Source organism: Neisseria weaveri (genome assembly GCF_900638685.1).
Classification (GTDB): domain Bacteria; phylum Pseudomonadota; class Gammaproteobacteria; order Burkholderiales; family Neisseriaceae; genus Neisseria; species Neisseria weaveri.
The window spans coordinates 1-23,827 of sequence record NZ_LR134533.1 but is presented as its reverse complement, the minus strand read 5'-3'; the positions used below and the strand labels follow the sequence as shown (position 1 = coordinate 23,827).

Genomic DNA, 23,827 nt, shown 5'->3' with positions numbered 1-23,827 from the left:
CTACCTATTTTTGCATTTTCCCTATATAAATCATCGACAATTTTTTTTAAGTGTAGGATCTTTTACAATAGGTTTAGACATTTTTGCCGTTAAATGATCAGCCAAATTTCTACCACTCACACTATCGGCTTTTCCTTCCGAAGTATTATATTTTGCCTGTCTGTTTGCCCCAGCCATCTCACCATCAACAACCGAATACCGACGATTGCCGGTTGCAGAAGGACTTTTCGTGCCTGTTACATTCAAATCAGGACAACAAAATCTACTCGACATTCGTGACTGTTAACCTGCTGTTGATTAATACAAATATCTACAGCAATTTACTGCTGGCTTATTATTTCAAATAATAATTAAACTTATCTTGCCAATTGTAAAAAATATCCTGTCTTTTGACACGATCTAGAATCTCAACAATTGCATCAAATTCTTCTCCAAGATATTTTTTTGACTCTTGCGAATTATTCCAAACCAAAGTTAAAGGTCTTTCAATGTTCATGCTTAATAAATCCCACAAGGCATCAAGATTTCGACCGTAATATTGAGAAATTTTCAATTGGCTGGAGAGTTGTTTATGAAAGTCAAGACTTTCTTTAATACTTTGCCCATCTATATAAATAATCATAATTTTTATTTCCAAGTTCCTATTTTAGTCACTGTCTTATAATGGTCATTTGTAATATACAATAAACCATCATTAGAATATAAAATTCTTGTACCTGTTTGCTTGGCTCTAGAGATTGTATTATTAAGACCAATATCGGCTTCATACCAAACCCTCCCATTTGCAAATGGCAAAATCTTTGTTGAATTTTCAAAAATATCACCGCCGATTTGGCCATTTTTAACATAATTGCTTAATGGCTTTCCTGGCTTCCAACCTTGCTGGATCGCTTTATTTTTTGTTACGTAATGGCTTGGCAATTTACCTGCGGTTCTTAAGCTTTCTACTACTTCATTAGCCGCTTGCGCGGTTTTTAAATCGAGATTCAATCCTCTAACTGTTGCTGCATTAGCTTTACCCGAAGATGTTATGGGTTTAGATGCTTTATTCCCGCCAGCCATCTCACCATCAACAACCGAATACCGACGATTGCCGGTTGCAGAAGGACTTTTCGTGCCTGTTACATTTGGTGAGCTTGCTCCCCTGCCCAACGAATAAGCCCCCAACCCCAAACTGCCCGCCGTCTCCAACGCATTACCGTACTTCGGTATCCCGTAGCCGATTCTATCTATACGCACATAAGCGGGATCTTCCGGAAACGCCGAACCGTTGGCCAAGTTCGCCGCCGATTCGTATGCGCCTATCCCCACATTCACTATCGCTTTCGGTATGTCGGTAATAACATGGTGGTTGTAGCTGTTGATTTCTTCCGGTGTTCTGCCGAAATTCTTATAACGGAAGGCATGATTTAAAACAGAGCCGTAAGCGGCATTGTAACGGCTGTTGTAGGCCGAATCTTGGTAATGCTTATCCCGTTTCGGCAAATAAGCACCCATTAGTGAAACGATATTGTCGTCTCTTTTGAACAAGTCCGCTTTTGCCGTAGCTTCGTCTACGTTTCTGAGCATCTGCCGGATAATTCTTGCTTCGGCTTCTTCTTTCGTAATCCAGCTCTTTCTGCACCCTTTCTTTATCGAAAGTGTTGTTCAGACGGCCTGAAACCTTTGCAAAACCCTCAAAAATTCTTTAAATTCCCGGAGTTTGATGTGAGTGGGAATTTAAAGAATTTTTGAGGGTTTTGCAAAGGTCTCGGGCAGAAAGGTGTTGCTGTTTGGGCAGCCGGGCTTCTTGGAGCAACTGTTGGGTCAACACGTCAAGAAAAGGACCGAGCTTGGGGTAATGGGTTTGTTCTCTGCGGTAGACGGGGGGGCGACTGTATTGCGGGAGAGTTTGAGTTGTTTGGCGATTTCACGTTGTGAGAGTTTCTGCCGGTGAAAAAGCCGGTGCACTTTTGCGATGGTTTCCATACATAACATCCAGGTTGGGCTCCGCTGTGTGATAAAGCAGAGCAGTTTATAACAAACGGAGAGTGGCTCAATTTTGGAGCACAACTCCCCGTTTCCCTGGCTCAGTTTTGCACGATATTTAACAATATAGATTGAACTTTCATACAAACAACAGCTTGCTGTCAAATAAGCTAGCTAACTTGAGAAAATGTTAAAGATACTTGATCATCATCATTTGATACAACAATATCAAAGTTCCTATTTGGAAATTTCTTTTTGAGACAGATTTCCCAATTTAAACTTATTAAATTTGCAATGTTACTTAATGTTGAAATATTTGAACTACTAGATGTTTCGAAAAAAATTTCTGAAATAATCGTATAGTTCATAACTTTCTCAATTTGACTAGTAGTTAAATTTTCTCCTTCCCATTTATCAAATAATAATTGAATATCTTTAATTTCATCCTGAGTACAGCCTGATGGTAATTTTATAATGCAGTTTTTATATTCCATAAAGTCCGGATAAAGAATATTTGAAAAAATTTCAATATCTTCAGGATAAATTTTATATCCTATATATGCATCAATATCATTTCTATCAATCTGATCTTTTTTCCAAAAATGATATTTCCAATTCTCTAACATATTTTATATCTATTTTAATGTTTGATAAAATAATAAAGCTCATCAGCTCTTGCCGGTCGAGGCATTGATTTCCTAGGTGTAACAGGCTTTACCGTTCCATCCGGTAATGTATTTCTTCCATATTCAATGACATGAGGAGTAGGGATACCTGCATGAGCCTTTCCTTGCATATCGACACGTTTCAGAATCATGCCATGTTTATCATAAACGGCATAGCTTGTAATACTTCCATTTTGATTAGCACGATATAAGATTGCATTAGGTTTTTGATTTTCCCTTGGGAAATTTCCGCTTGGAATTCGCTGTGCATTTGGACTGCTAAGTAATGGGATATTTTGTTTTATAGGTTTATTTGCCCCAGCCATCTCACCATCAACAACCGAATAACGGCGATTGCCGATTGTAAAAGAACTTTTTGTGCCCATTTCATTTGGGTAGGTTGCTCCCCTACCCAACGCATAAGCTCCCAACCCCAAGCTGCCTACCGTCTCCAACGCATTACCGTACTCCGGTATGCCGTAACCGATTCTGCCTATACGCGCATAAGCAGGGTCTTCCGCAAATACCGAACCGTTGGCCAAGTTCGCCGCCGATTCGTATGCGCCTATCCCCACATTCGCTATCGCTTTCGGTATGTCGGTAACAACATGGCGGTTGTAGCTATTGATTTCTTCCGGTGTTCTGCCGAAATGTTTATAACGGGCGGCATGATTTAAAACAGAGCCGTAAGCGGCATTGTAACGGCTGTTGTAGGCCGAATCTTGGTAATGTTTAGCCGGATAATTCTTGCTTCGGCTTCTTTCTATTTGTTACCCAATAACTTAATTGCTTCCCCAAAGCTATCCTGAATCTCATATAAATTAAAAGTCCAATAATCTCTATCCAAAATAGGGAATATATCTATCTGAATTTCACCATTTTGCATATAGACTTCAGCAAATTGATTATCACCCTCCCAAATTTCCACAACCAAACTATCTCTATCAATCAAACTAATAAGTTGTAAAGTTAATTTTTTCATTTTTTAGGCTCCAAAAAACCAATAAATTTACCAGTTGAATCATATCTCAAACCACGCCCATCTGGCGCGACAACATCTGTAACTTTCCCAAAACGCCCAGTATTTCTCTGTGTAGCAACCGTTTTGGGATTGTGCAAAATATCACTCACAATTTTTTCTGCTTGTAAATTAATTAAGGATGGGCTACCTTTTGCTCGAGGGAATGCACTTCCTTCTCTATTCCCATGCTTTTGCAGTGCCCGACCCGCAACTGTCAGATTACTCCTATCTAACATTTTTGCAGTTTTTTTCAACTCATCTACTTTCCAAATCCCGAATTTTTTAGAACGTAAATTATCCGAACCAGTCTTCACTCCCCTACCCAACGCATAAGCTCCCAATCCCAAACTGCCCGCCGTCTCCAACGCTTTGCCATACTCAGGTATCCCGTAACCGACTCTGCCTATACGCGCATAAGCAGGGTCTTCCGCAAATACCGAACCGTTGGCCAAGTTCGCCGCCGATTCGTATGCGCTTATCCCTACATTCGCTATCGCTTTCGGTATGTCGGTAACAACATGGCGGTTGTAGCTGTTGATTTCTTCCGGTGTTCTGCCGAAATGTTTATAACGGGCGGCATGATTTAAAACAGAGCCGTAAGCGGCATTGTAACGGATGTTGTAGACCGAATCTTGATAATGCTTATCCCGTTTCGGCAAATAAGCACCCATCAGTGAAACGATATTTTCGTCTCTTTTGAATAAATCGGCTTTTGCCGTGGCTTCATCTACGTTTCTGAGCATCTGCCGAATAATTCTTGCTTCAGCCTCTTCTTTCGTAACTTGGCGTTTTTCCCGTTTGCTCAATTCTGCTGCAATCTGTTCGGAATAGCGTTTTGCCGTGGCATATTCATTCGGATGCAGCTGTCGGTTAAACCTGTCGGTATTCCATCCCGCTACCGCTGCCGCTGTATTGCCGCCTACGGCTCCACAGGGTATCTATGATAACTATCTGGTATTGACAAGGTATTTTTCCCCAACCTATTTTGAGCTAAAAATTTATTAAATTCATCTTGTGAAAAAGGTCCTATTTTTCTTCCTGTAGTATACTTAATTGCCCAATATTGATATTTTCCTGTATATGTAATTGAAGTATCATTTGTAATAATTACCATTCTTAAAACTAATAAATATTCATTCTTAACTTTATAATCAACCACCCCGTCTAATATAAATTGGTTAGCTTTGCCATTTGACTTTTTTAACACAGTAAGCGTTTTATCAAATTCACTTAAGTAAATATTACTATTCCAAAAGCATAAGTATGGATATAAAAATTTTAATACTATTATCAGTAAAAAACAGGGAAGAAAAAATCTCCAGATTATGTTTTTCATGGAAGTCCCTTTATTTTTCTAGGGTTAATATTACCTTTAAATTGAATGGAATATCCTGTACACCCACTATTTTTTCCACACGCTGGCTCTCCAAAATATGTCTCTAAGTTTCTCGGAATATTTCTTATTCCCGGTTTGATATCATAATCATAAGTGTCATTAAAGATTCCATAACTTCCATCTAATCTTTGAACTAGAGTTAAAGTGCCTGTAACTGCCCAAATCTCATTTGAAATAGGCTTAACAGTAATGCGTTTTCTACCATCTGGCATTTCTTCAAATTTATTTCCCGAAACTTTTAAATCTCCTAAGTAATTTACATCAAGAACAACAGTCAACCTGGAATCTGTATTAATTTGATATAAGTAATCAGCTTCTGTTTTAGTAAACCTTGAATTTGGGTTTGAACTCAAATTGTGAGCTATTTTATCTGCCAATACTTGGTTCGCCTCTTGCTCTTTTCTCGAAGGTAAATAATCTTTTAAATCATTATTCTCCACCGCACTCTGCGCAACCTGACTGCCCACTACCGCACCCGCAACATCCCCCGATGCCGCGCCTACCGCCGCACCGAATACTCCGGCCAACGAACCGATATTCGCTTTTTCTTCCGCCGTCAGCTCTTTGGGAGACTTACCGTACAGGCTTTGTGCCAATGTCGGTGCCAATAATTCCGCTCCCCCCGCAGACAGCCCGCTCACAACAGCATGGCTGCCGTTGGCCGCGCCGGTCAGCAATCCGTTCAGGGTATGCAGGGCGATGTGTTCTTTGCTGCCTTCTCCCGGACGTTTGCCGCCGTCGAGTTTGTTCAGTTCGTCGTTCTGTTTGAAGTGTTGGCCGATATGGTAGGACACAACGGGGTTGGCCGCTGAAGCGGCAAGGCCCAATGCGCTGTCGGTCGGGGCGGATAAAGCTGCCGACGCACTGCTTAAGCCTATATTCAGGTATTGCAGGCTCTGAACTTTTTTATCGTATTCTTCTTGGCTGATACGCCCTGCTTCCCTCGCGGCTTTCAATCCTTCTATGCGTTGGTTCACTCGGCTTTTTACATAGCCGACGTTGCTGCCGAACTGCTGTGTTACCTCCCGTTGGATATCCAGCTCTTTCTGCACCCTTTCTTTATCGAAAGTGTTGTTCAGACGGCCTGAGCTGACGGCCGCGGTTTCGGTGCGGATGTCGGTGTACAGGGTGGCTGCTGCGGCAGGATCGGCGGTAACGGTCAGGTTTCTTGTGCCGATGCCGCTCGGGGTGGTGCTTTCCCGGCTGTCGCTGTCGCGCCCGAAGCCCATTTGTGCGGAAACGCTTGCCCGGCCTTGGCGGGTGGTGTCTCCGTTGTCGGTACGGGTAACCGTGTTGTCGCCGTAGGCGGTGAGTTTTTGGCCGCCGATTTGCTGCCTGCCTTCTCCACCGCCCATGCTGCCGCTGATGCCGATGCCGTAGCTTTGACCTTCGTAGCGGCTGTGGTTGCGGATATCTTCGGTGTCAATGGTGGCCGTCTGAAAGCGGTTTTTGCCTTCGGCTTCGGCTTGTTCGGTAGCGGTAATCAAACCGCCTTTGAGCCGGGTGTGTTCTGCAACATTCACTTGGAAACCGTCGTCGCCGGCAAACAGTCCGCTTTGGCGGGTGGTGCCGGCATGGTCGGCTTTGAGGCGGCTGTATTCGGCGCTGCCGCTGGCGGCAAAGCCGTAACCTACGGTAATTTGGACTTCGCCTTGGTAGTGTTTGCCGTCGTAAACGGCGGTATCTTGCGGGCTGGTTATGCTGAGGCTCTTGGTATCGAGGTCTATGCCTTTGCCGAATACTTGCGCGCCTTCGACGGCGGTATGGCCGCCGCTGCGGATCTGTGTGCGGCTTTCGCTGCTGCCTATGCTGCTGTGGCGGTGTCCGGTATTGTTGCCGTCTCCCCGGCCTTTGCCGTAATTGCCGCCGGCGGTAACGCCCAGGCTTACGCCGCTGTCAACGGTAATGGCAACGCCTGCATTGAATCCTGCCCGGCGGCTGCGGCTGCGTTCTTGGTGTGCTTCTTGTGCGGAATGTAATCGCACGTCGCCGTCTGCCAGCAATGCAGTTCCTTGTTGGCCTGCGACATCGCTGCCGCTGACGGTAATAGTCGATGCTTTATCTGCGCCGGCGGCTTCAATCATAACCTTGCCGCCTGCCTGTATGCCGCTCGGGCTGACGGTATGTCCTTGTTGGCTCTGTTCGGCGGTATTGCGTTGTTCGCCGTAGGTGATATTGATGGTGGGCTTGAAGCCTTTGCCGTTTCGCACGCTTTGATAGGCCGTCTGAACGTCTTTTACGGCCCGGTAGGCACCGATGCCGGCGTTGACGGCGGCCATGGCGTTGGTACGGCTGTTTTTGCTTTCCCCGATATTTTCTGTTTGCTTAGCCGTGCTTTGAATGCTTTGTTTGGCATTATTTATCGCGTTGACGGCAGGAGAACCGACACCGACATTAATGCCTTTGCGGGTATAACTTTCTTTATCGGACACCAAGTAAGCCGCTTCTGCTGCTTCTACATTAACATTTTTTGCAAGGATATGGGTGTTCCCGTCGGCGCGGATATGGCTGCCGCGCTGGTTATAGACCTCTCCGGCTTTCAAAAGAATGTCGCCGCCGCTGCCCACATTACTGCTGAGATGGCTGCTGCGTTTATCGGTGTTTTCCGCAGTCTCAAAAGTGTATCCGATATGGGTGTTTGTTCCTGCTGAAACCATGCCGTGTGTTTTAGTGTTTACCTTTTGGTAACTGCTTTGGTTTTGCCCGGAGGTTTCAATATCCAAACGCCGGCCTGCATCTATAGCCAAACCTTTTTTGCCGTACACTTCACTGCCGCTGATGCGGGTATCTTCTCCGCTGCGGATATCTACCATGTCTCCGGCTCTGATTTGGCTGCCGTGCGCATAAGTATCGTCAATGCCTTGCTGCCGTTTCATACGGCCGTGCGTTATTCTGGTTCCGCTACTATTTGAGAAAGTTTCTGCCGCAGCGGCGGTATCGCCGCGCACCCAACCTTTTATCTTGCCGTCTGCGCCCTTTTCTTTAAGGGCTTCCCGCCAGCCTTTGACATGATTGCCGAAATTACGAACCTCCATCGGTACGGGATCAAACGCCACACCGATATTGATGCCGCGGCTTTTGCTGCGCGTTTGGCTGTCGAACTTGTCGCCGGTATGCAGGCTGCCGATATCGACGTTGCGGGCTTCGATACGCACGTTCCTTCCTGCGCCGATGACTGCGGCGCGGGTGGTAACGTTATCGTCGGCGCGGATAACGGTATCGCCGCCGATGCTGCCGATAAATGAATTTGCCCGTGGCACTCAGCATATCAATGGTATTGAATCCTTTTGGAGCTACGCGAAGCATCGCTTGGTACAGTTTAACGGTGTACCTAAGCATACGTTTTATCTGCATTTAAAAGAAACCGAGTTCCGCTTCAATCACAGGCATGACGATTTGTATAAAGTGCTGCTGGGAATGTTGCGTAAAGATCCTTTAAAATGAATTTTGCTTCTTAAGCCCCTAAAAAATTAATTTAAAATCATTACTATCTTTCTTATACAGTGAAGAAATTAAAATGTCATTTGTTTTTAAATTAATATACTTGTTGTCAAAATATAAAAAAATCTCAAATAACCCATCTTCTATATAGGAAATACTTAATTCAATACTTCCTATATTTCCATTTAAAATTTCTTGTAAATTTTCACTACAAATAATATCTGACATAGATAAAGAGATCATAAATATATCGTTTTTAAAATATGTATTTTTGTTTTCTACAGGTGGCAATACAAAATTTATAGTTAGTCTCTTATTATCATTCATCAAAACAAAGTTATAATTACTAATTAACAATTTACCATCGAAAATATTATTCCAACACGTACTGAGAATATGACGCCATTTATTCGCAGCCCTGGCAGGAATTCCTTCTGAAATTCTTAAGAAATTTAAAATATATCTTTTTTCCATTATTTAGTCCTTTTAGGTTTTGATAAATATGGGATATGATCAGGAACTTGTCGATGTTTAGGGTAACTGATAGCTTCCCCATATTTACTCAAAGAGGAATTATTTTTTATCATATCTTTTTCAATAGAACTTTGCCATATTGTTGGATTAATGTTGGTGCCCAAAGGATAATGTCTCACATTCCAATGTGCAGGTTGTGAAGATTTTAAATCAATCACATTATGATCACCTTTAACTAGATACATATGACCAAGATTATGCCTTTGCAATACAACATATTCTCCTTTGGTATTTTTATATAAATATTCAAAGGCACTTTCATCCACTTGACGAGCAGGATCACGATAAGTTACCGCCCTCACAGCCACAGGCTTATCATTTTTTAAAATATGTCCTGATCTTTTTGCTTCTTTAAATGCCGCTTTCTCAGACTGAGAAGCATTACTCAGCCTTGAGAGTGCATAAGATATGTTCTTTTTACTGGCCTCAAGATCAACTCTTTGATTACCATTTCTATCTAAAAAAGCCACTAACGGTACTCGGTAACCCAATCTCTCTAATTGCTGTTGTGACTCAATTAATTTTTCATATTTGGTCTCATAACTTAACTGTGCCCAGCCCCTTTTGATATCTCCTACATTACCCATTAATAACGCAAACAATTCATCTACAGCATCCGCTGTTAATTCTATCCTTTGTTGTCTTTGCAAATGTCGGTTCGGTAGCGTGCGTATGGCAGAATTATTATTCTCCACCGCACTCTGCGCAACCTGACTGCCCACTACCGCACCCGCAACATCCCCCGATGCCGCGCCTACCGCCGCACCGAATACTCCGGCCAACGAACCGATATTCGCTTTTTCTTCCGCCGTCAGCTCTTTGGGAGACTTACCGTACAGGCTTTGTGCCAATGTCGGTGCCAATAATTCCGCTCCCCCCGCAGACAGCCCGCTCACAACAGCATGGCTGCCGTTGGCCGCACCGGTCAGCAAACCGCTAAGGGTATGCAGGGCGATGTGTTCTTTGCTGCCTTCTCCCGGACGTTTGCCGCCGTCGAGTTGGTTCAGTTCGTCGTTCTGTTTGAAGTGTTGGCCGATATGGTAGGACACAACGGGGTTGGCCGCGGAAGCGGCAAGACCCAATGCGCTGTCGGTCGGGGCGGATAAAGCTGCCGACGCACTGCTTAAGCCTATATTCAGGTATTGCAGGCTCTGAACTTTTTTATCGTATTCTTCTTGGCTGATCCGCCCTGCTTCCCTGGCGGCTTTCAATCCTTCTATGCGTCGGTTCACTTGGCTTTTTACATAGCCGATGTTGCTGCCGAACTGCTGTGTTACCTCCCGTTGGATATCCAGCTCTTTCTGCACCCTTTCTTTATCGAAAGTGTTGTTCAGACGGCCTGAACGGGAGTCGGCGGTTTCGGTGAGGTCTTCTCTTAATATGTAAAAGAATACCGTCTGAAAAGGCTGAAATTTTCAGACGGTATCCAAATCTTATAAAGCTCGCTCAAACTTGACATACACCATATTTGAATTCTTTATGCAATCTACAACTTAATCTACATCTTGAATGTGGTAGACACTAATTGGCAAATTAACTCTATATTTAGCCAATTCCACCAATAAATCTCTATTAAAAATCTCAAAATTGCATTGATCTACATAATAAATTTCTATAAATATACTAAAATCAGTAGCACCATTTTCTTTTAGCAAATCATAGTTTTCTGAAAAAAAATTTACAAAGCTTTTTTCATACTCCAGATCTGGAAACTCTTTAGAAAATTCGTTTTCATGTATCAAATATATATCTCCACAATTACTAGTCTCATTTAACTCATGATCACTGTTATCAAAAAACTCATCAACTACAAGTGAAGTTTTCAATTTTTCAATAGTCTTGCTTGGTGTAAATTTACTTCCTGAAATGTGAATTGTAAATCTTGCATACATCATAAAAACTCCTGAATATTAATCCTAATTCTCGGGCTATTGGGTTTATTCCCTTGTATATAAATATCACCTGATTTAGAATTTCTATAGAAATCAAAATTAGTTGCCCCTCTTAACTCTTTGCCATATTTTCTCGCAATATTTCTCTTTATATTGGTTTGATGCCAATTTTTATTTCCTGTCATTTCCTGAATCTGTTTCTCATTCATTTTCTTGGCCTGAAACCTTTGCAAAACCCTCAGATGTGGATGCAGTTCAAGGCGTAGCAGCACAGTGGGTGCAGACATATCATACAGACAGGCAAACGAGCGGGCAGCGCAAAACACTGAAATGCGCCGCAGATGGTTTTTTGCAAAGGCTCAGGCCGTCTGAAAAGGTTGAAATTTTTCAGACGGCCTCAAAATTACAAGCACTTCTTGACAAGCAAACCTAGCTATTCAAATTATATAAAGATTACCACTTGCCATTGTTTAAAATTAAAAGTTTATTCTCCGATCATTTTGAGTATATATTTCAAAATTTTCCATGATATTTTTATTAATTTTTCTCAAAATCATTACCTCTTCTACCTTATCAAAATCTAAAACCGATAAAAACTGATAATCTTTGAAGCCCAATTTAGAAGTAACCAAAAATTCAAAAGCTATATCATCTATTTCTTCATATGAAAAGCTTGTCGTTACTACATCAAGCAAATTATCATCTAACGATGTTTCAATCAAAAAATCTAAATCATCTTCTGCATTTGAAGAATTATTTCCAATTATAATAATCCATTTTACGGGGATTTTGCTCAATAATTCTAAAATATTAAAACTATCAAATTGGATAAATTTTTCACTAATTAATAAAGTAGAAGGGGTAATATTATTAATTTTGTGATACAACTCATCAAATGACCCCGCGTAAATAAACTGATTATTTTCAGCAATCATTTTGCCCTCCCTTTTAAAACATCAATTCTAGTTTGAAATGCTTTAATTTCTCTTTCTAAATGTAATATTCTTCTTTCTTGAGCTGCCTTAATAACATCTTTTGGCAAGTTCTCCATTCCAGGCCTAATTGTAGGATTTTTTCTAAATTTATCAATTTTTTCCTGATGTTCTCTAATCCTTTTATTCAAAGAACGGATTTCTTTTTGCTCGCTAATAGATAAATTTTTATCATCCTCATCATCAGGCGGCATAGGCGCACCCGTAGCTGACCGGCTTACCGGGTGTTTCGGCACTTGCGCCTTCTCCCCTCCTCCTTTTCCGTCATTCAATATCGGAAACAGCTTCTCCCGCTCTTCTTGCGCAGATTTTATCTGTTCCGACATCATCCCCGTAAACGTATCCGTAACGCTTCCGCAATGCTTATCCAAAGCGCAATATAAAGCACCAAATAAAGGAACCACTACCCCTTTGCCTGCCCGCGTCATATTGTTCTGTTCCGCTACGTTTCGGGCAATCAGGCCGTCTGAAAGGGCGTTGTCGGCGTTTCCTCCTGCCGCGCCTATCCCGCTGCCGAGCAGACGGTTGATAGTAGCTAAGGTTTCTTTTTGATCTTCCGTCAGTTTCGACGGATCTTTCTCTTTAAACAGCCAGTTCGATAAAATGGGCGTAACGGTTTCGGAACCGCCCGCTGCCAAAGCGGCCGTACCTGCGTTGTTACCTGTGGCATAAGCAACGGCGGCATTCCAGACGGTATGCGCCATAATATGGGCGGGTGTGCCCTGTTTGTCTTTACCTGTCTGCGGATCTACGGTTTTAAAGTAAGCTCCGATCTCTCGGCTGGCGATAGGGGAAGCCGCTGTCAGAAGAGTACCGCCCAAACTGTTGCTTGGAGTCATTAAACCCATTGCTACACTGTCGGTCAACAGCTTCGCCATTTCCAATTTGGCAGTTTGTTTATCGTATTCTTCTTGGCTGATACGCCCTGCTTCCCTCGCGGCTTTCAATCCTTCTATGCGTTGGTTCACTCGGCTTTTTACATAGCCGATGTTGCTGCCGAACTGCTGTGTTACCTCCCGTTGGATATCCAGCTCTTTCTGCACCCTTTCTTTATCGAAAGTGTTGTTCAGACGGCCTGAGCTGACGGCCGCGGTTTCGGTGCGGATGTCGGTGTACAGGGTGGCTGCTGCGGCAGGATCGGCGGTAACGGTCAGGTTTCTTGTACCGATGCCGCTCGGGGTGGTGCTTTCCCGGCTGTCGCTGTCGCGCCCGAAGCCGATTTGTGCGGAAACGCTTGCCCGGCCTTGGCGGGTGGTGTCTCCGTTGTCGGTACGGGTAACCGTGTTGTCGCCGTAGGCGGTGAGTTTTTGGCCGCCGATTTGCTGCCTGCCTTCTCCACCGCCCATGCTGCCGCTGATGCCGATACCGTAGCTTCGGCCTTCGTAGCGGCTGTGGTTGCGGATATCTTCGGTGTCAATGGTGGCCGTCTGAAAGCGGTTTTTGCCTTCGGCTTCGGCTTGTTCGGTGGCGGTGATCAAACCGCCTTTGAGCCGGGTGTGTTCTGCAACATTCACTTGGAAACCGTCGTCGCCGGCAAACAGGCCGCTTTGAAGGGTGGTGCCGGCATGGTCGGCTTTGAGGCGGCTGTATTGTGCGCTGCCGTCGGCGGCAAAGCCGTAACCTACGGTAATTTGGACTTCGCCTTGGTAGTCTTGGCCGTCGTAAACGGCGGTATCTTGCGGGCTGGTTATGCTGAGGCTTTTAGTATCGAGGTCTATGCTTTCATATTGAAGTCAATAACTTTCTTTAACACCAACCCAACCGTTCCTTTTTTTAACATAACTTCTTTTAACACATTCTTTTGAAAATACATCAATTTCTCTTTTTCATTATGTGAAACATACCAAATGTCATCTTTATCTGATGAAGAGTCTATGTAATCAGTTAAGCAATATTTCCAATACGAAAAAGAATCTTCTTCTGATATATTTTCATTTTTAAAATGAACTGTATTAATCAAAAAATTAAACCTGTCTTCCATACACATATTAAATAAGAATTCATTTTCTAAATCATCAATTATTTGAAAAAAGCTATTAATAGATCTTACTGAATTATCTAGAAAAGTTGATGTATTAGGTAATTCGCAAGGAAGCATATCACCATCAATAAATATTGCAAAAATACCTTCTGCTTTATTGTCTGATGGATTCCAATCATCCACTGTATCAAGCCAGATACCAAAGTAATATGGATCTCCAAAAATCATTTTATTTTCCTTTTACCTTATTTACCGGGAATACCTAATTCCCTGCGGACACTAATATTTAGTTTATTGATTCTACTTCTATCTAAAGTGCCAGCCCAATGATAAACATTGCCATTTGAATCACTAAAGAATTGATGAGCCGACGAGGCGATATTGCCGCCCAAACGGATGTTCTGCGCATCAAGTTTGACTGCCTCCCGTGCGCCCAAAGTGCCTTGGTTGTCGATATTCCCGGCTTTCAATGCGATAGCCGAAGCACTATATTGTCCCGCGCATTCTCAAACTGGAACAGCTTCCCCGTCCGACCCGGATCGTTCACGTAATCGTTCAGCTGCTTTTGACTCATACCCAACTCTTCTTCTTTATCAAACGTGTTATTCAGACGGTCTCAGCGGGGGGTCTGAATATTTAATATATAAATAAATGCCGTCTATTTTTCAGACGGCATTAAAAACCCATAGAATGCATATATGCTGAACATAATTCGATATATAGGTTGAACTTTCATATCCTAACGCATGAGAAAATAATCTTCTCTTCGATGACTTTTATTCTAGATTTTTTAGTGCTAGATCCAACATTCTTCAGTGAAATAATTTCTTGCCCAGACAAGAACGTTATCTATAACTTCACTACAATAGCCTTTATCAAGGATAATTTCATATAGTTCATTTTTATAATTTCTAAAAATAATTTTCTCATTTTGGTCATTTGAAATAATCCAATTATTCTGATCACCAAACATATTTTCTTCTATATTAAGGTGAGTCGAGATATAAATTTCATATTCTTCATCTGTTTCATCTCCATTTAATATTTTACTTAAAATGCTCTCCAGTATTTGAAAAGCATCTTTAGACACCTGATCATATAAATTTTCGGTAGATATTCGATTGATGTTGCTTTGTTTCACTTTCAATGAATTGATAGCACTCAAAATGGTTACTGATTGATTCATCAACTCTGTAGGTTGGATATATCCTCCAATAATGTAGTGAAAAACACCTTCGTTTTTCATAGTCTCTCCCCATCTTGATACCCAATCATCAACAAAATCAAGTTGAATAGCAAATTTGTAAGGGTCTCCGAAAATCATTTTTTTCTCCAAAATCATACCATTTAAGAATAGTTATCGGTTTCCACCTATATCCTTTAATCTTTTTACATTAATATCAAAATGTACCTTAATGTCTCGAGGTATCTGATTAGCCTGTTGCTTCCCTTTTGCACCCGCCCAATGATATGTTCCACTACTTAAAGCATACTGATGGACAACCTCTCCATCAAAATAATAACGAAGATTGCTATTTGCATTGTTGGTAGGAACAGATTTTTCAAACATTTGGAGTGAGTTAGAAGGCTCTACACTCGCTACATGACCAAGGCGTGAACCTACTCCTCGACCAGAATGTTTGATATTTGATTGATATAATAAACCGTTTGATGCTTTTACCTTTTCTGGTACAGGTACTCCATATGGGTTAATCGATTTATTAGAGCTATTTGGCTTCTTCGCATGAGTTACCGATACATTCGGAGTTGCAGCACCCGTAATTCCACCTACAATCCCCGAAGCAATCAAATCACGGTAATCTATACTGCGTTTCTCCGCCCATTGCACCGCAAAATTATAAAGCATTCCGTTCCCGGCAGATAAAGTGCTGCTTTTTGCGATGGACTTCAGGTCAACAGCACCACTCCTTCCTCTGCTTCCAACCAGTGTAGCGATTACCGTCGGATCTGCAACGGCATTACCCACCTTACTCCAAATGCCTATTTCCTTATCTAAAAAGATTAAATCTGCAGCATTAACTGTAGCAACAATCCTGCGTACATCCGGATCTTTAATCGAAGCCAAATAAGACTCCCCTGTATTTGCCGCAATAATTTCCTGATAACTCGGGCAAGTTATTCCGCCTCCTGTGCATTCTTTTATCAAATATGCCCTATTTTGGTTGCTATGCGCTAAGAATTTTTTAATGATTTCAGAGCAATCACCACCTCTTGCCTTACAGGCCTGCATTTCTTTATCAAACGTGCTGATACTTTGAGGTGTTTTTCTGAGCCCTTCCGTCAAATAATTATTCTCCACCGCACTCTGCGCAACCTGACTGCCCACTACCGCACCCGCAACATCCCCCGATGCCGCGCCTACCGCCGCACCGAATACTCCGGCCAACGAACCGATATTCGCTTTTTCTTCCGCCGTCAGCTCTTTGGGAGACTTACCGTACAGGCTTTGTGCCAATGTCGGTGCCAATAATTCCGCTCCCCCCGCAGACAGCCCGCTCACAACAGCATGGCTGCCGTTGGCCGCACCGGTCAGCAATCCGTTCAGGGTATGCAGGGCGATGTGTTCTTTGCTGCCTTCTCCCGGACGTTTGCCGCCGTCGAGTTTGTTCAGTTCGTCGTTCTGTTTGAAGTGTTGGCCGATATGGTAGGACACAACGGGGTTGGCCGCTGAAGCGGCAAGGCCCAATGCGCTGTCGGTCGGGGCGGATAAAGCTGCCGACGCACTGCTTAAGCCTATATTCAGGTATTGCAGGCTCTGAACTTTTTTATCGTATTCTTCTTGGCTGATACGCCCTGCTTCCCTCGCGGCTTTCAATCCTTCTATGCGTTGGTTCACTCGGCTTTTTACATAGCCGACGTTGCTGCCGAACTGCTGTGTTACCTCCCGTTGGATATCCAGCTCTTTCTGCACCCTTTCTTTATCGAAAGTGTTGTTCAGACGGCCTGAGCTGACGGCCGCGGTTTCGGTGCGGATGTCGGTGTACAGGGTGGCTGCTGCGGCAGGATCGGCGGTAACGGTCAGGTTTCTTGTGCCGATGCCGCTCGGGGTGGTGCTTTCCCGGCTGTCGCTGTCGCGCCCGAAGCCCATTTGTGCGGAAACGCTTGCCCGGCCTTGGCGGGTGGTGTCTCCGTTGTCGGTACGGGTAACCGTGTTGTCGCCGTAGGCGGTGAGTTTTTGGCCGCCGATTTGCTGCCTGCCTTCTCCACCGCCCATGCTGCCGCTGATGCCGATGCCGTAGCTTTGACCTTCGTAGCGGCTGTGGTTGCGGATATCTTCGGTGTCAATGGTGGCCGTCTGAAAGCGGTTTTTGCCTTCGGCTTCGGCTTGTTCGGTAGCGGTAATCAAACCGCCTTTGAGCCGGGTGTGTTCTGCAACATTCACTTGGAAACCGTCGTCGCCGGCAAACAGTCCGCTTTGGCGGGTGGTGCCGGCATGGTCGGCTTTGAGGCGGCTGTATTCGGCGCTGCCGCTGGCGGCAAAGCCGTAACCTACGGTAATTTGGACTTCGCCTTGGTAGTGTTTGCCGTCGTAAACGGCGGTATCTTGCGGGCTGGTTATGCTGAGGCTCTTGGTATCGAGGTCTATGCCTTTGCCGAATACTTGCGCGCCTTCGACGGCGGTATGGCCGCCGCTGCGGATCTGTGTGCGGCTTTCGCTGCTGCCTATGCTGCTGTGGCGGTGTCCGGTATTGTTGCCGTCTCCCCGGCCTTTGCCGTAATTGCCGCCGGCGGTAACGCCCAGGCTTACGCCGCTGTCAACGGTAATGGCAACGCCTGCATTGAATCCTGCCCGGCGGCTGCGGCTGCGTTCTTGGTGTGCTTCTTGTGCGGAATGTAATCGCACGTCGCCGTCTGCCAGCAATGCAGTTCCTTGTTGGCCTGCGACATCGCTGCCGCTGACGGTAATAGTCGATGCTTTATCTGCGCCGGCGGCTTCAATCATAACCTTGCCGCCTGCCTGTATGCCGCTCGGGCTGACGGTATGTCCTTGTTGGCTCTGTTCGGCGGTATTGCGTTGTTCGCCGTAGGTGATATTGATGGTGGGCTTGAAGCCTTTGCCGTTTCGCACGCTTTGATAGGCCGTCTGAACGTCTTTTACGGCCCGGTAGGCACCGATGCCGGCGTTGACGGCGGCCATGGCGTTGGTACGGCTGTTTTTGCTTTCCCCGATATTTTCTGTTTGCTTAGCCGTGCTTTGAATGCTTTGTTTGGCATTATTTATCGCGTTGACGGCAGGAGAACCGACACCGACATTAATGCCTTTGCGGGTATAACTTTCTTTATCGGACACCAAGTAAGCCGCTTCTGCTGCTTCTACATTAACATTTTTTGCAAGGATATGGGTGTTCCCGTCGGCGCGGATATGGCTGCCGCGCTGGTTATAGACCTCTCCGGCTTTCAAAAGAATGTCGCCGCCGCTGCCCACATTACTGCTGAGATGGCTGCTGCGTTTATCGGTGTTTTCCGCAGTCTCAAAAGTGTATCCGATATGGGTGTTTGTTCCTGCTGAAACCATGCCGTGTGTTTTAGTGTTTACCTTTTGGTAACTGCTTTGGTTTTGCCCGGAGGTTTCAATATCCAAACGCCGGCCTGCATCTATAGCCAAACCTTTTTTGCCGTACACTTCACTGCCGCTGATGCGGGTATCTTCTCCGCTGCGGATATCTACCATGTCTCCGGCTCTGATTTGGCTGCCGTGCGCATAAGTATCGTCAATGCCTTGCTGCCGTTTCATACGGCCGTGCGTTATTCTGGTTCCGCTACTATTTGAGAAAGTTTCTGCCGCAGCGGCGGTATCGCCGCGCACCCAACCTTTTATCTTGCCGTCTGCGCCCTTTTCTTTAAGGGCTTCCCGCCAGCCTTTGACATGATTGCCGAAATTACGAACCTCCATCGGTACGGGATCAAACGCCACACCGATATTGATGCCGCGGCTTTTGCTGCGCGTTTGGCTGTCGAACTTGTCGCCGGTATACAGGCTGCCGATATCGATATTTTTGCCTTCCAGAATCAGATTGCCGCCGGACCCGACAACAGCCGCGCGGGTAGCTAAAGTATCGGTGGCTCTGATAACCGTATCACCGCCGATGCTGCCGATATTGGCTGTGCTGACATCTTGCGTGATGCCGTCGTTTTCGGTTTCGCTGCGGTGGCGGTTATAGCCGATCTGAACGCCTTTTTTACCCAGTCTGCCACTGAATCCGGATTTTTTAGTGCGTATATCACTGTTATTTTGGTAAGCGTTAACGGCTGCTTCCAAAGTAACGTTTTTACCGTCGATAACCGTTTTGTTGTCGGAAACCACTTCGCTGCCGCGCACCAAAATACCGCCTTGTGAGCCGATATACACTTCTTTGCCTTGAAGGCTGCTGCCGACAGCTTCGTCGTAATCACTTTGTTTGCGGATTTCGCTTGTAGTCTTTGAAACAATTTTATTTTTCTTCGAAGTATAGGCTTCGTCTGCACTGCTCTGCTTACGGCCTTCGGCAACGCTGACGCCATCCTTGCCGTAAACCGTTACTTTGCCTTTGCTGCTCGCAATATCCGCCTGGCGGATATCGGTTTGGCCGTCTGAAAAAATACGGATATCGCCGGCCGCCTCGATGCGGCTGCCGTGTTCTTTATGGATTCGGGCGTGGCGGTGGATATTGTCCGACAACTCGCCGTACGCTTCGCGCGTTTCGGTTTGAACCGTGCCGATATGCACATCTTTACCCTGCAGTACGGTAAGGCCGTCTGAATCGGCGTTGCGGATGTCGGCACCGTTAATGCTTAATTTGCCCGAAGCGTCAACGGCCACGATACCGCGCCCGCTCGGCGAACCGTTCAGATACAGACCGGCTTGGCGGTTCAGCGAAGTCGAACCGTTGCGCTCATTTCCTGCTGAAACGGTGCTGCTTTCAATGGTTATGTCTTTGCCTTTGAGGGCAATCAGGTTGGCAGCTTCCACTTTGCCGTCTGCTTTAAGGCCGTCTGAAGCTGCGACCAGCACTGCCGACGAGGCGATATTGCCGCCCAAACGGATGTTCTGCGCATCAAGTTTGACTGTCTCCCGTGTGCCCAAAGTGCCCTGATTGTCGATATTTTCAGCTTTCAATGCGATGGCCGAAGCACTGATCAAACCGCCGGCCGCATTCAAGTCGCCTTTGCGTACTACGGTATATACCTTAGGTGCTAAAACCGTTTTGGTGCTGCCGTCGGCAAGGGTAACGGTTTGGTTTTCCAGCCACAGGATATCGGAAGTGAGCAAAGCCACTTGCTCGGACGTTAAGGCGATACCCGGTACGAGATTGAACTGCTTGGCCACGGTAATGCCCGCGTCCATTAAGGCTTTAAACTGCTCTTCGTCACTGCCGTAGCCGTCCAAACGGCGGTAGCCCGTAAGTTTGGCGATTTGCTCGTTGACCAGTCGCTGCTCGTAATAGCCGTCGCCCAAACGTTTGTGCGTGGATGCAGGGTCCACCGCTAGGGCTTTCAGCATATAGTCGCCGGACAGCCATTGCTTATAGTCGGTGAAAGCCGGATCGGTTTCAACCAAATGAGTCGGATGATCGGGATTAACGGCAAACAATGCGCTGTTGGGCAAACGCGGGTCGGCATTCAGTGTGCGTACGCTGCCGGTTTGGTTGGCTGTGATGTCGGCAGATTTAGTGCGGTTGTTGGCACTCTCAATATTCCCAATTTGAGTGGAAAATGTTGAATTTTCCTGATAATGCTCAAAATCGTTGCCAAATGCTTGCTCGGGCAAATAGCGTGTCGAATTGATACCGTAATCCCCTCGACCTCTCCTAACCCATTTGAATTTCAAATCTTTCTTGCTTTTATGAGAATAGCTTTGCCATCCACGACCGGTTTCAACTTCATAACGCTTCTGTGCTATTGAGTCATTATCAAGCACAGAATTTTTGCTTTCGCCATGCCATCTGCCACCAATCAGAATTTGGCTGTCTTTATTCAATAAATTATTGGTATCAACTTTGAAATTACCACCTACAATAATTTGTCCGGGTTCAGAGTGCACCAAAAGGTCTGCATGAGTACGAATAGTGACTTCTTTTTCATTCCAAACCTTATATTTTAAAGAGCGTCTGCCGTCTTTAAAATCAAACTGCCCTTTAGCATCATCACCTGTTTGCCAAAAATGACCATCCTTACCTTCTACCCACCATTCTGCATTTCCCGGAAGACTATAAGCTTTGACATATCTGCTTTCTCCCTCTGCTACTTTTTCTTCTATTTCCAAGCGGTTATTAACATTGCGGATAGAATCAACGCTTAAGTCCATATCTCCTACCGACTCAATTTTTGCTCCTCTATTATTCAAAGTCTGCGCTTTTCCTTCTGCATGATAAGCATCATTCAGACGGCCTCCTATGCTTAAAGTACCCAAGCTGGCTATTAAAGAAGATGCATTTCCCAGTTGCTGTTTTCCTTCTACGATCTTATCGAAGCCACTACCTATGTTATCGATTTTCTTAGCCCCTATCGCCAAATGCCTGCGCGCGGCAATGACGCCAGCTTTGCCGGAGCTATTTTCGCGGTTGCGCAGGTTTTCGCCGCCGACGGCGACATGATCGCCGTAGATACGGCCGCTGTTGTCGATGTCTCTGCCTTTAACCGCCGTTAAACCGCCGCTGTTGGCCAAACCGGTGTTGACCAGGGTGTTTTCGGCTTCCAAACGGGTGTCGCTGCCGGATTCGGCGGTGCCGTGGTTATGCAGGGCGGCGGCTTTGACTTTTAAAGAACGGCCACCGCGCAAAGTGCCGCTGTTGCTGATGGTGCCGGTGCTTTCCAGGCTCAGCAGTCTGCCCGATTCGAGGGTTTTGCTGTTGGCGAAGCTCTCTTTCAGCTTGATGACGGTATCGCGGTTGGCGCGTGTCGTGCCACTGTTGTCCAAGGATTTCGCCTGAATGTTCAGGTCGTTGCCGGCCAGAATGCTGCCTTGGTTGTTGCGTACCTCCAGGGTGTCGGCACGGTTGTCGCCGATGTCGAGATTGCCTTGGCTGTGGATTTGACCACCGTCGTTGTTGAGGCCGTCTGAAACGGTCAGGCTGCCGCTTTGATGGGCGGTGATTCGGCCTTGGCTGTTGTCAAGGGTTTGGCTGCGCGCGGTAATGCGGTCGGTGTTCAGGCGGCCGCTGTTGCGGATGTTGCCGTCGATATTCAGACGGCCTGCTTCGATGGTGTCGGTGTTGCTGAGTTTGGCGTTGATGTTGAGGGCATTGGCCTGCACACTGCCGCTGTTATCCAGCTCCCCGGCGGTGATATCGGCTGATGCGGCCGCCCATGTACCGCTGTTGGCGGCGCGGTCGGCTTGGATAGTAGCTTCGGCGGCATAGAAGTTTGCGCTGTTGTCAAACCGGCCGGTTTGTTGCGTGAACTTGCCGACTTTGATGTCTTTCCGGTTGTTGAAGCCGCTGTTGATATTCAGATGGGTCACACCGTTGGCGGTAATGTCGCCGCTGTTGCCGAGGCCGTCTGAAATTTTCAGGCGGCCTGAAGCTTGTTTGGGCTGCGGATTGCTTTGGTTGCCGAAGCTGCTTGCGGCGCTATCGGCCGAACCGGTAGCCGAACTTTGGCTGTGTGCGTTACTGCTATCGGTATTCGGAATAGATGCGGTGTCGCGATAGCCGATCAAGCCGGTGTTTTCGGCGTGTTTTGCTTCGATATTCAGGCTCTGCGCACCGCTTTGGCTGATTTCACCGCTGTTTGCAAGGCTTGCGGTTTCGACATCCAAACGGGCGGCGTTGAGTTTGCCGCTGTTGTCAAACTTGCCGCTGTTGCGGATGCGGGCTTCTTTGGCCGAGGCAATCATGCCGCTGTTGCTTAACGAGGCCGTCTGAATATCGGCGGTGTTTTGCGACGACAACGCACCGCTGTTGTCTAAAGAGCGTGCGTTAACGGCGGTATCGCCCTTGCCGATGATACGGCCGCTGTTGCTGATTTTACCGTCGGCACTTAAAACGACGCTGCCTGCGGAAGCGTAGATTTCGCCTGCGTTGTTGACGCCTACACCTTTATCGGTGGCGGTCAGGGTGATTTTGCCTGCATACATACCGCCCAAAACGCCGGTATCGATGGCGGTTTCGGAGTTTTCACCGCTGCCTGCGGCCTGAACGGAGCCGTCCGCCGCCATATCGAAGCGGCCGGCGGTTATGTTCAGGTCTTTCGCCCAAACGCGGCCGTTGATTTCGGCGGCTTGTGTCAAAATGCGCGTGTAGTCGGCGGTACTGCCGTCCAGCCCTTCTCCGCTCACGGAAACTCTGCCTTCGCGCACTTGGAATCCTTCCAAGCCGCCATTACCGATTAGCGGTTTGCCTGTAGTTAAGGTTACGCCGGCTGCGTTGATAAAGCCGCCGCCGTCCACCTGAATGCCCGACGGGTTGGCAATCACCACTTCCGCGCGTTTGCCTGCGGTTTCGATATAACCGTTTAATAATGAAGGATTACTGCTGTTGACTTGGTTGACGATAATCCGCGCTTCGCCGCCCGCCAACATCGGATTGCCTTGAATCCAGCCGCCCAATCGGGTTTGTGTGTTGCGGCGGCTGTTATTTAGAATGGCGCCTCGTCGGGATACGTCGAATTGTTGGTATTGGTTCACCGATACGCCGCCGGTAGTCGGAGTTTGGATATTGACCTGCGGCAAACCGTTGGCTGTTTGCAGTACGACCGGCTGTTGGTTGGCCGGAGCATGGCGGTCGGCTTGGATATCGGCTGCCTGCGAAGGCAATACCCAGGCGGTGCCGACTGCCGCCATCATGAAAAAGGCAAATTGTTTGATACCGAAACGGCTGATAGAGCTGCTTGAGGTTCTGTCTGCGGAATACTTGCTGTGGCGCGAGGCGTATTCCGGCACGGCGGTCATGCAGCCTTTGTGTTGGTTGAAAATGACTTTATAGCAGTTTTTATTCAT

Annotated in this window: 18 protein-coding genes and 4 pseudogenes; 1 reads left to right on the top strand and 21 read right to left on the bottom strand. The window is 46.2% G+C overall.

Annotated features, from left to right (window positions below):
* Positions 1-30 precede the first annotated feature (30 nt).
* The 10 genes and pseudogenes from EL309_RS10715 to EL309_RS00105 all read right to left on the bottom strand — a co-directional run bounded on the left by EL309_RS10715 (position 31) and on the right by EL309_RS00105 (position 7,926).
* A complete protein-coding gene (locus EL309_RS10715; RefSeq protein WP_197671602.1) occupies positions 31-273 on the bottom strand; it encodes a hypothetical protein in 243 nt (80 codons plus the stop codon).
* A gap of 61 nt (positions 274-334) precedes the next feature.
* A complete protein-coding gene (locus EL309_RS00145; RefSeq protein ID WP_004285342.1) occupies positions 335-622 on the bottom strand; it encodes a barstar family protein in 288 nt (95 codons plus the stop codon).
* Between the two features lie 5 nt (positions 623-627).
* Positions 628-1,569 carry a ribonuclease domain-containing protein gene (locus EL309_RS10710; protein ID WP_197721075.1) on the bottom strand — a complete coding sequence of 314 codons (942 nt, stop codon included), beginning with the start codon at positions 1,567-1,569 and terminating at the stop codon, positions 628-630.
* Positions 1,570-1,750: 181 nt separating this feature from the next.
* A pseudogene (locus EL309_RS10745) lies at positions 1,751-1,977 on the bottom strand (IS21 family transposase); the annotation flags it as partial.
* Positions 1,978-2,138: 161 nt separating this feature from the next.
* Positions 2,139-2,594 carry a hypothetical protein gene (locus tag EL309_RS00130; RefSeq protein ID WP_004285017.1) on the bottom strand — a complete coding sequence of 152 codons (456 nt, stop codon included), beginning with the start codon at positions 2,592-2,594 and terminating at the stop codon, positions 2,139-2,141.
* Positions 2,595-2,608: 14 nt separating this feature from the next.
* On the bottom strand, positions 2,609-3,175 hold the full coding sequence (locus tag EL309_RS00125; protein WP_164717521.1) for a polymorphic toxin type 24 domain-containing protein: 567 nt from the start codon (positions 3,173-3,175) through the stop codon (positions 2,609-2,611).
* Positions 3,176-3,396: 221 nt separating this feature from the next.
* Positions 3,397-3,615, bottom strand: coding sequence for a hypothetical protein (locus tag EL309_RS00120; RefSeq protein WP_004282573.1), 219 nt, complete (start codon positions 3,613-3,615; stop codon positions 3,397-3,399).
* The gene (locus tag EL309_RS00115) at positions 3,612-4,460 is read right to left on the bottom strand and encodes a hypothetical protein (RefSeq protein ID WP_126382049.1); all 849 of its coding nucleotides are present in this window, start codon (positions 4,458-4,460) and stop codon (positions 3,612-3,614) included. Before EL309_RS00115 ends, EL309_RS00120 begins: the two co-directional genes overlap by 4 nt.
* A 113-nt stretch (positions 4,461-4,573) precedes the next feature.
* On the bottom strand, positions 4,574-4,990 hold the full coding sequence (locus EL309_RS00110; RefSeq protein WP_040669428.1) for a hypothetical protein: 417 nt from the start codon (positions 4,988-4,990) through the stop codon (positions 4,574-4,576).
* Positions 4,987-7,926 carry a hemagglutinin repeat-containing protein gene (locus EL309_RS00105; protein ID WP_232014441.1) on the bottom strand — a complete coding sequence of 980 codons (2,940 nt, stop codon included), beginning with the start codon at positions 7,924-7,926 and terminating at the stop codon, positions 4,987-4,989. The genes EL309_RS00110 and EL309_RS00105 overlap by 4 nt, the downstream gene beginning before the upstream one ends.
* A 364-nt stretch (positions 7,927-8,290) precedes the next feature.
* Here EL309_RS00105 and EL309_RS00100 point away from each other — a divergent pair.
* A pseudogene (locus tag EL309_RS00100) lies at positions 8,291-8,494 on the top strand (IS1595 family transposase); the annotation flags it as partial.
* An 18-nt stretch (positions 8,495-8,512) separates the two neighbouring features.
* On the opposite strand, the gene EL309_RS00095 reads toward EL309_RS00100, so the two are convergent.
* From EL309_RS00095 to EL309_RS10705, 11 genes and pseudogenes are all read right to left on the bottom strand, one after another.
* Positions 8,513-8,965 (bottom strand): hypothetical protein, encoded by a 453-nt coding sequence (locus EL309_RS00095; protein WP_004283042.1) that lies wholly within the window; start codon positions 8,963-8,965, stop codon positions 8,513-8,515.
* Positions 8,965-10,257 (bottom strand): VENN motif pre-toxin domain-containing protein, encoded by a 1,293-nt coding sequence (locus EL309_RS00090; protein WP_232014421.1) that lies wholly within the window; start codon positions 10,255-10,257, stop codon positions 8,965-8,967. Before EL309_RS00090 ends, EL309_RS00095 begins: the two co-directional genes overlap by 1 nt.
* A gap of 261 nt (positions 10,258-10,518) precedes the next feature.
* Positions 10,519-10,920: an interleukin gene (locus tag EL309_RS10740; RefSeq protein ID WP_232014420.1), complete on the bottom strand. Its 402-nt coding sequence runs from the start codon at positions 10,918-10,920 to the stop codon at positions 10,519-10,521.
* Positions 10,917-11,126 carry a hypothetical protein gene (locus EL309_RS00080; RefSeq protein ID WP_040669639.1) on the bottom strand — a complete coding sequence of 70 codons (210 nt, stop codon included), beginning with the start codon at positions 11,124-11,126 and terminating at the stop codon, positions 10,917-10,919. Before EL309_RS00080 ends, EL309_RS10740 begins: the two co-directional genes overlap by 4 nt.
* Positions 11,127-11,132: 6 nt before the next feature.
* Positions 11,133-11,258, bottom strand: a pseudogene (locus EL309_RS10735) (lipoprotein signal peptidase); the annotation flags it as partial.
* 135 nt (positions 11,259-11,393) lie between these two features.
* A complete protein-coding gene (locus tag EL309_RS00070; protein ID WP_004283033.1) occupies positions 11,394-11,852 on the bottom strand; it encodes a hypothetical protein in 459 nt (152 codons plus the stop codon).
* Positions 11,849-13,423, bottom strand: a complete 1,575-nt coding sequence (locus EL309_RS00065) for a VENN motif pre-toxin domain-containing protein (RefSeq protein ID WP_197721074.1) — start codon at positions 13,421-13,423, stop codon at positions 11,849-11,851. Before EL309_RS00065 ends, EL309_RS00070 begins: the two co-directional genes overlap by 4 nt.
* A gap of 200 nt (positions 13,424-13,623) precedes the next feature.
* The gene (locus EL309_RS00055; protein ID WP_004283048.1) at positions 13,624-14,118 is read right to left on the bottom strand and encodes an immunity 42 family protein; all 495 of its coding nucleotides are present in this window, start codon (positions 14,116-14,118) and stop codon (positions 13,624-13,626) included.
* A gap of 17 nt (positions 14,119-14,135) precedes the next feature.
* Positions 14,136-14,369, bottom strand: a pseudogene (locus EL309_RS10825) (hypothetical protein); the annotation flags it as partial.
* A gap of 317 nt (positions 14,370-14,686) precedes the next feature.
* On the bottom strand, positions 14,687-15,214 hold the full coding sequence (locus tag EL309_RS00045; protein ID WP_107726135.1) for an Imm42 family immunity protein: 528 nt from the start codon (positions 15,212-15,214) through the stop codon (positions 14,687-14,689).
* 33 nt (positions 15,215-15,247) lie between these two features.
* The gene (locus EL309_RS10705; protein WP_197721073.1) at positions 15,248-23,827 is read right to left on the bottom strand and encodes a two-partner secretion domain-containing protein; all 8,580 of its coding nucleotides are present in this window, start codon (positions 23,825-23,827) and stop codon (positions 15,248-15,250) included.

Excerpts from the sequence above, each read along its gene's own strand:
- EL309_RS10715 (WP_197671602.1), bottom strand. The coding sequence starts at position 273 with ATGTCGAGTAGATTTTGTTGTCCTGATTTGAATGTAACAGGCACGAAA.
- EL309_RS00145 (WP_004285342.1), bottom strand. The coding sequence starts at position 622 with ATGATTATTTATATAGATGGGCAAAGTATTAAAGAAAGTCTTGACTTT.
- EL309_RS10710 (WP_197721075.1), bottom strand. The coding sequence starts at position 1,569 with ATGCTCAGAAACGTAGACGAAGCTACGGCAAAAGCGGACTTGTTCAAA.
- EL309_RS00130 (WP_004285017.1), bottom strand. The coding sequence starts at position 2,594 with ATGTTAGAGAATTGGAAATATCATTTTTGGAAAAAAGATCAGATTGAT.
- EL309_RS00120 (WP_004282573.1), bottom strand. The coding sequence starts at position 3,615 with ATGAAAAAATTAACTTTACAACTTATTAGTTTGATTGATAGAGATAGT.
- EL309_RS00110 (WP_040669428.1), bottom strand. The coding sequence starts at position 4,990 with ATGAAAAACATAATCTGGAGATTTTTTCTTCCCTGTTTTTTACTGATA.
- EL309_RS00105 (WP_232014441.1), bottom strand. The coding sequence starts at position 7,926 with ATGAAACGGCAGCAAGGCATTGACGATACTTATGCGCACGGCAGCCAA.
- EL309_RS00095 (WP_004283042.1), bottom strand. The coding sequence starts at position 8,965 with ATGGAAAAAAGATATATTTTAAATTTCTTAAGAATTTCAGAAGGAATT.
- EL309_RS10740 (WP_232014420.1), bottom strand. The coding sequence starts at position 10,920 with ATGATGTATGCAAGATTTACAATTCACATTTCAGGAAGTAAATTTACA.
- EL309_RS00080 (WP_040669639.1), bottom strand. The coding sequence starts at position 11,126 with ATGAATGAGAAACAGATTCAGGAAATGACAGGAAATAAAAATTGGCAT.
- EL309_RS00070 (WP_004283033.1), bottom strand. The coding sequence starts at position 11,852 with ATGATTGCTGAAAATAATCAGTTTATTTACGCGGGGTCATTTGATGAG.
- EL309_RS00055 (WP_004283048.1), bottom strand. The coding sequence starts at position 14,118 with ATGATTTTTGGAGATCCATATTACTTTGGTATCTGGCTTGATACAGTG.
- EL309_RS00045 (WP_107726135.1), bottom strand. The coding sequence starts at position 15,214 with ATGATTTTCGGAGACCCTTACAAATTTGCTATTCAACTTGATTTTGTT.
- EL309_RS10705 (WP_197721073.1), bottom strand. The coding sequence starts at position 23,827 with ATGAATAAAAACTGCTATAAAGTCATTTTCAACCAACACAAAGGCTGC.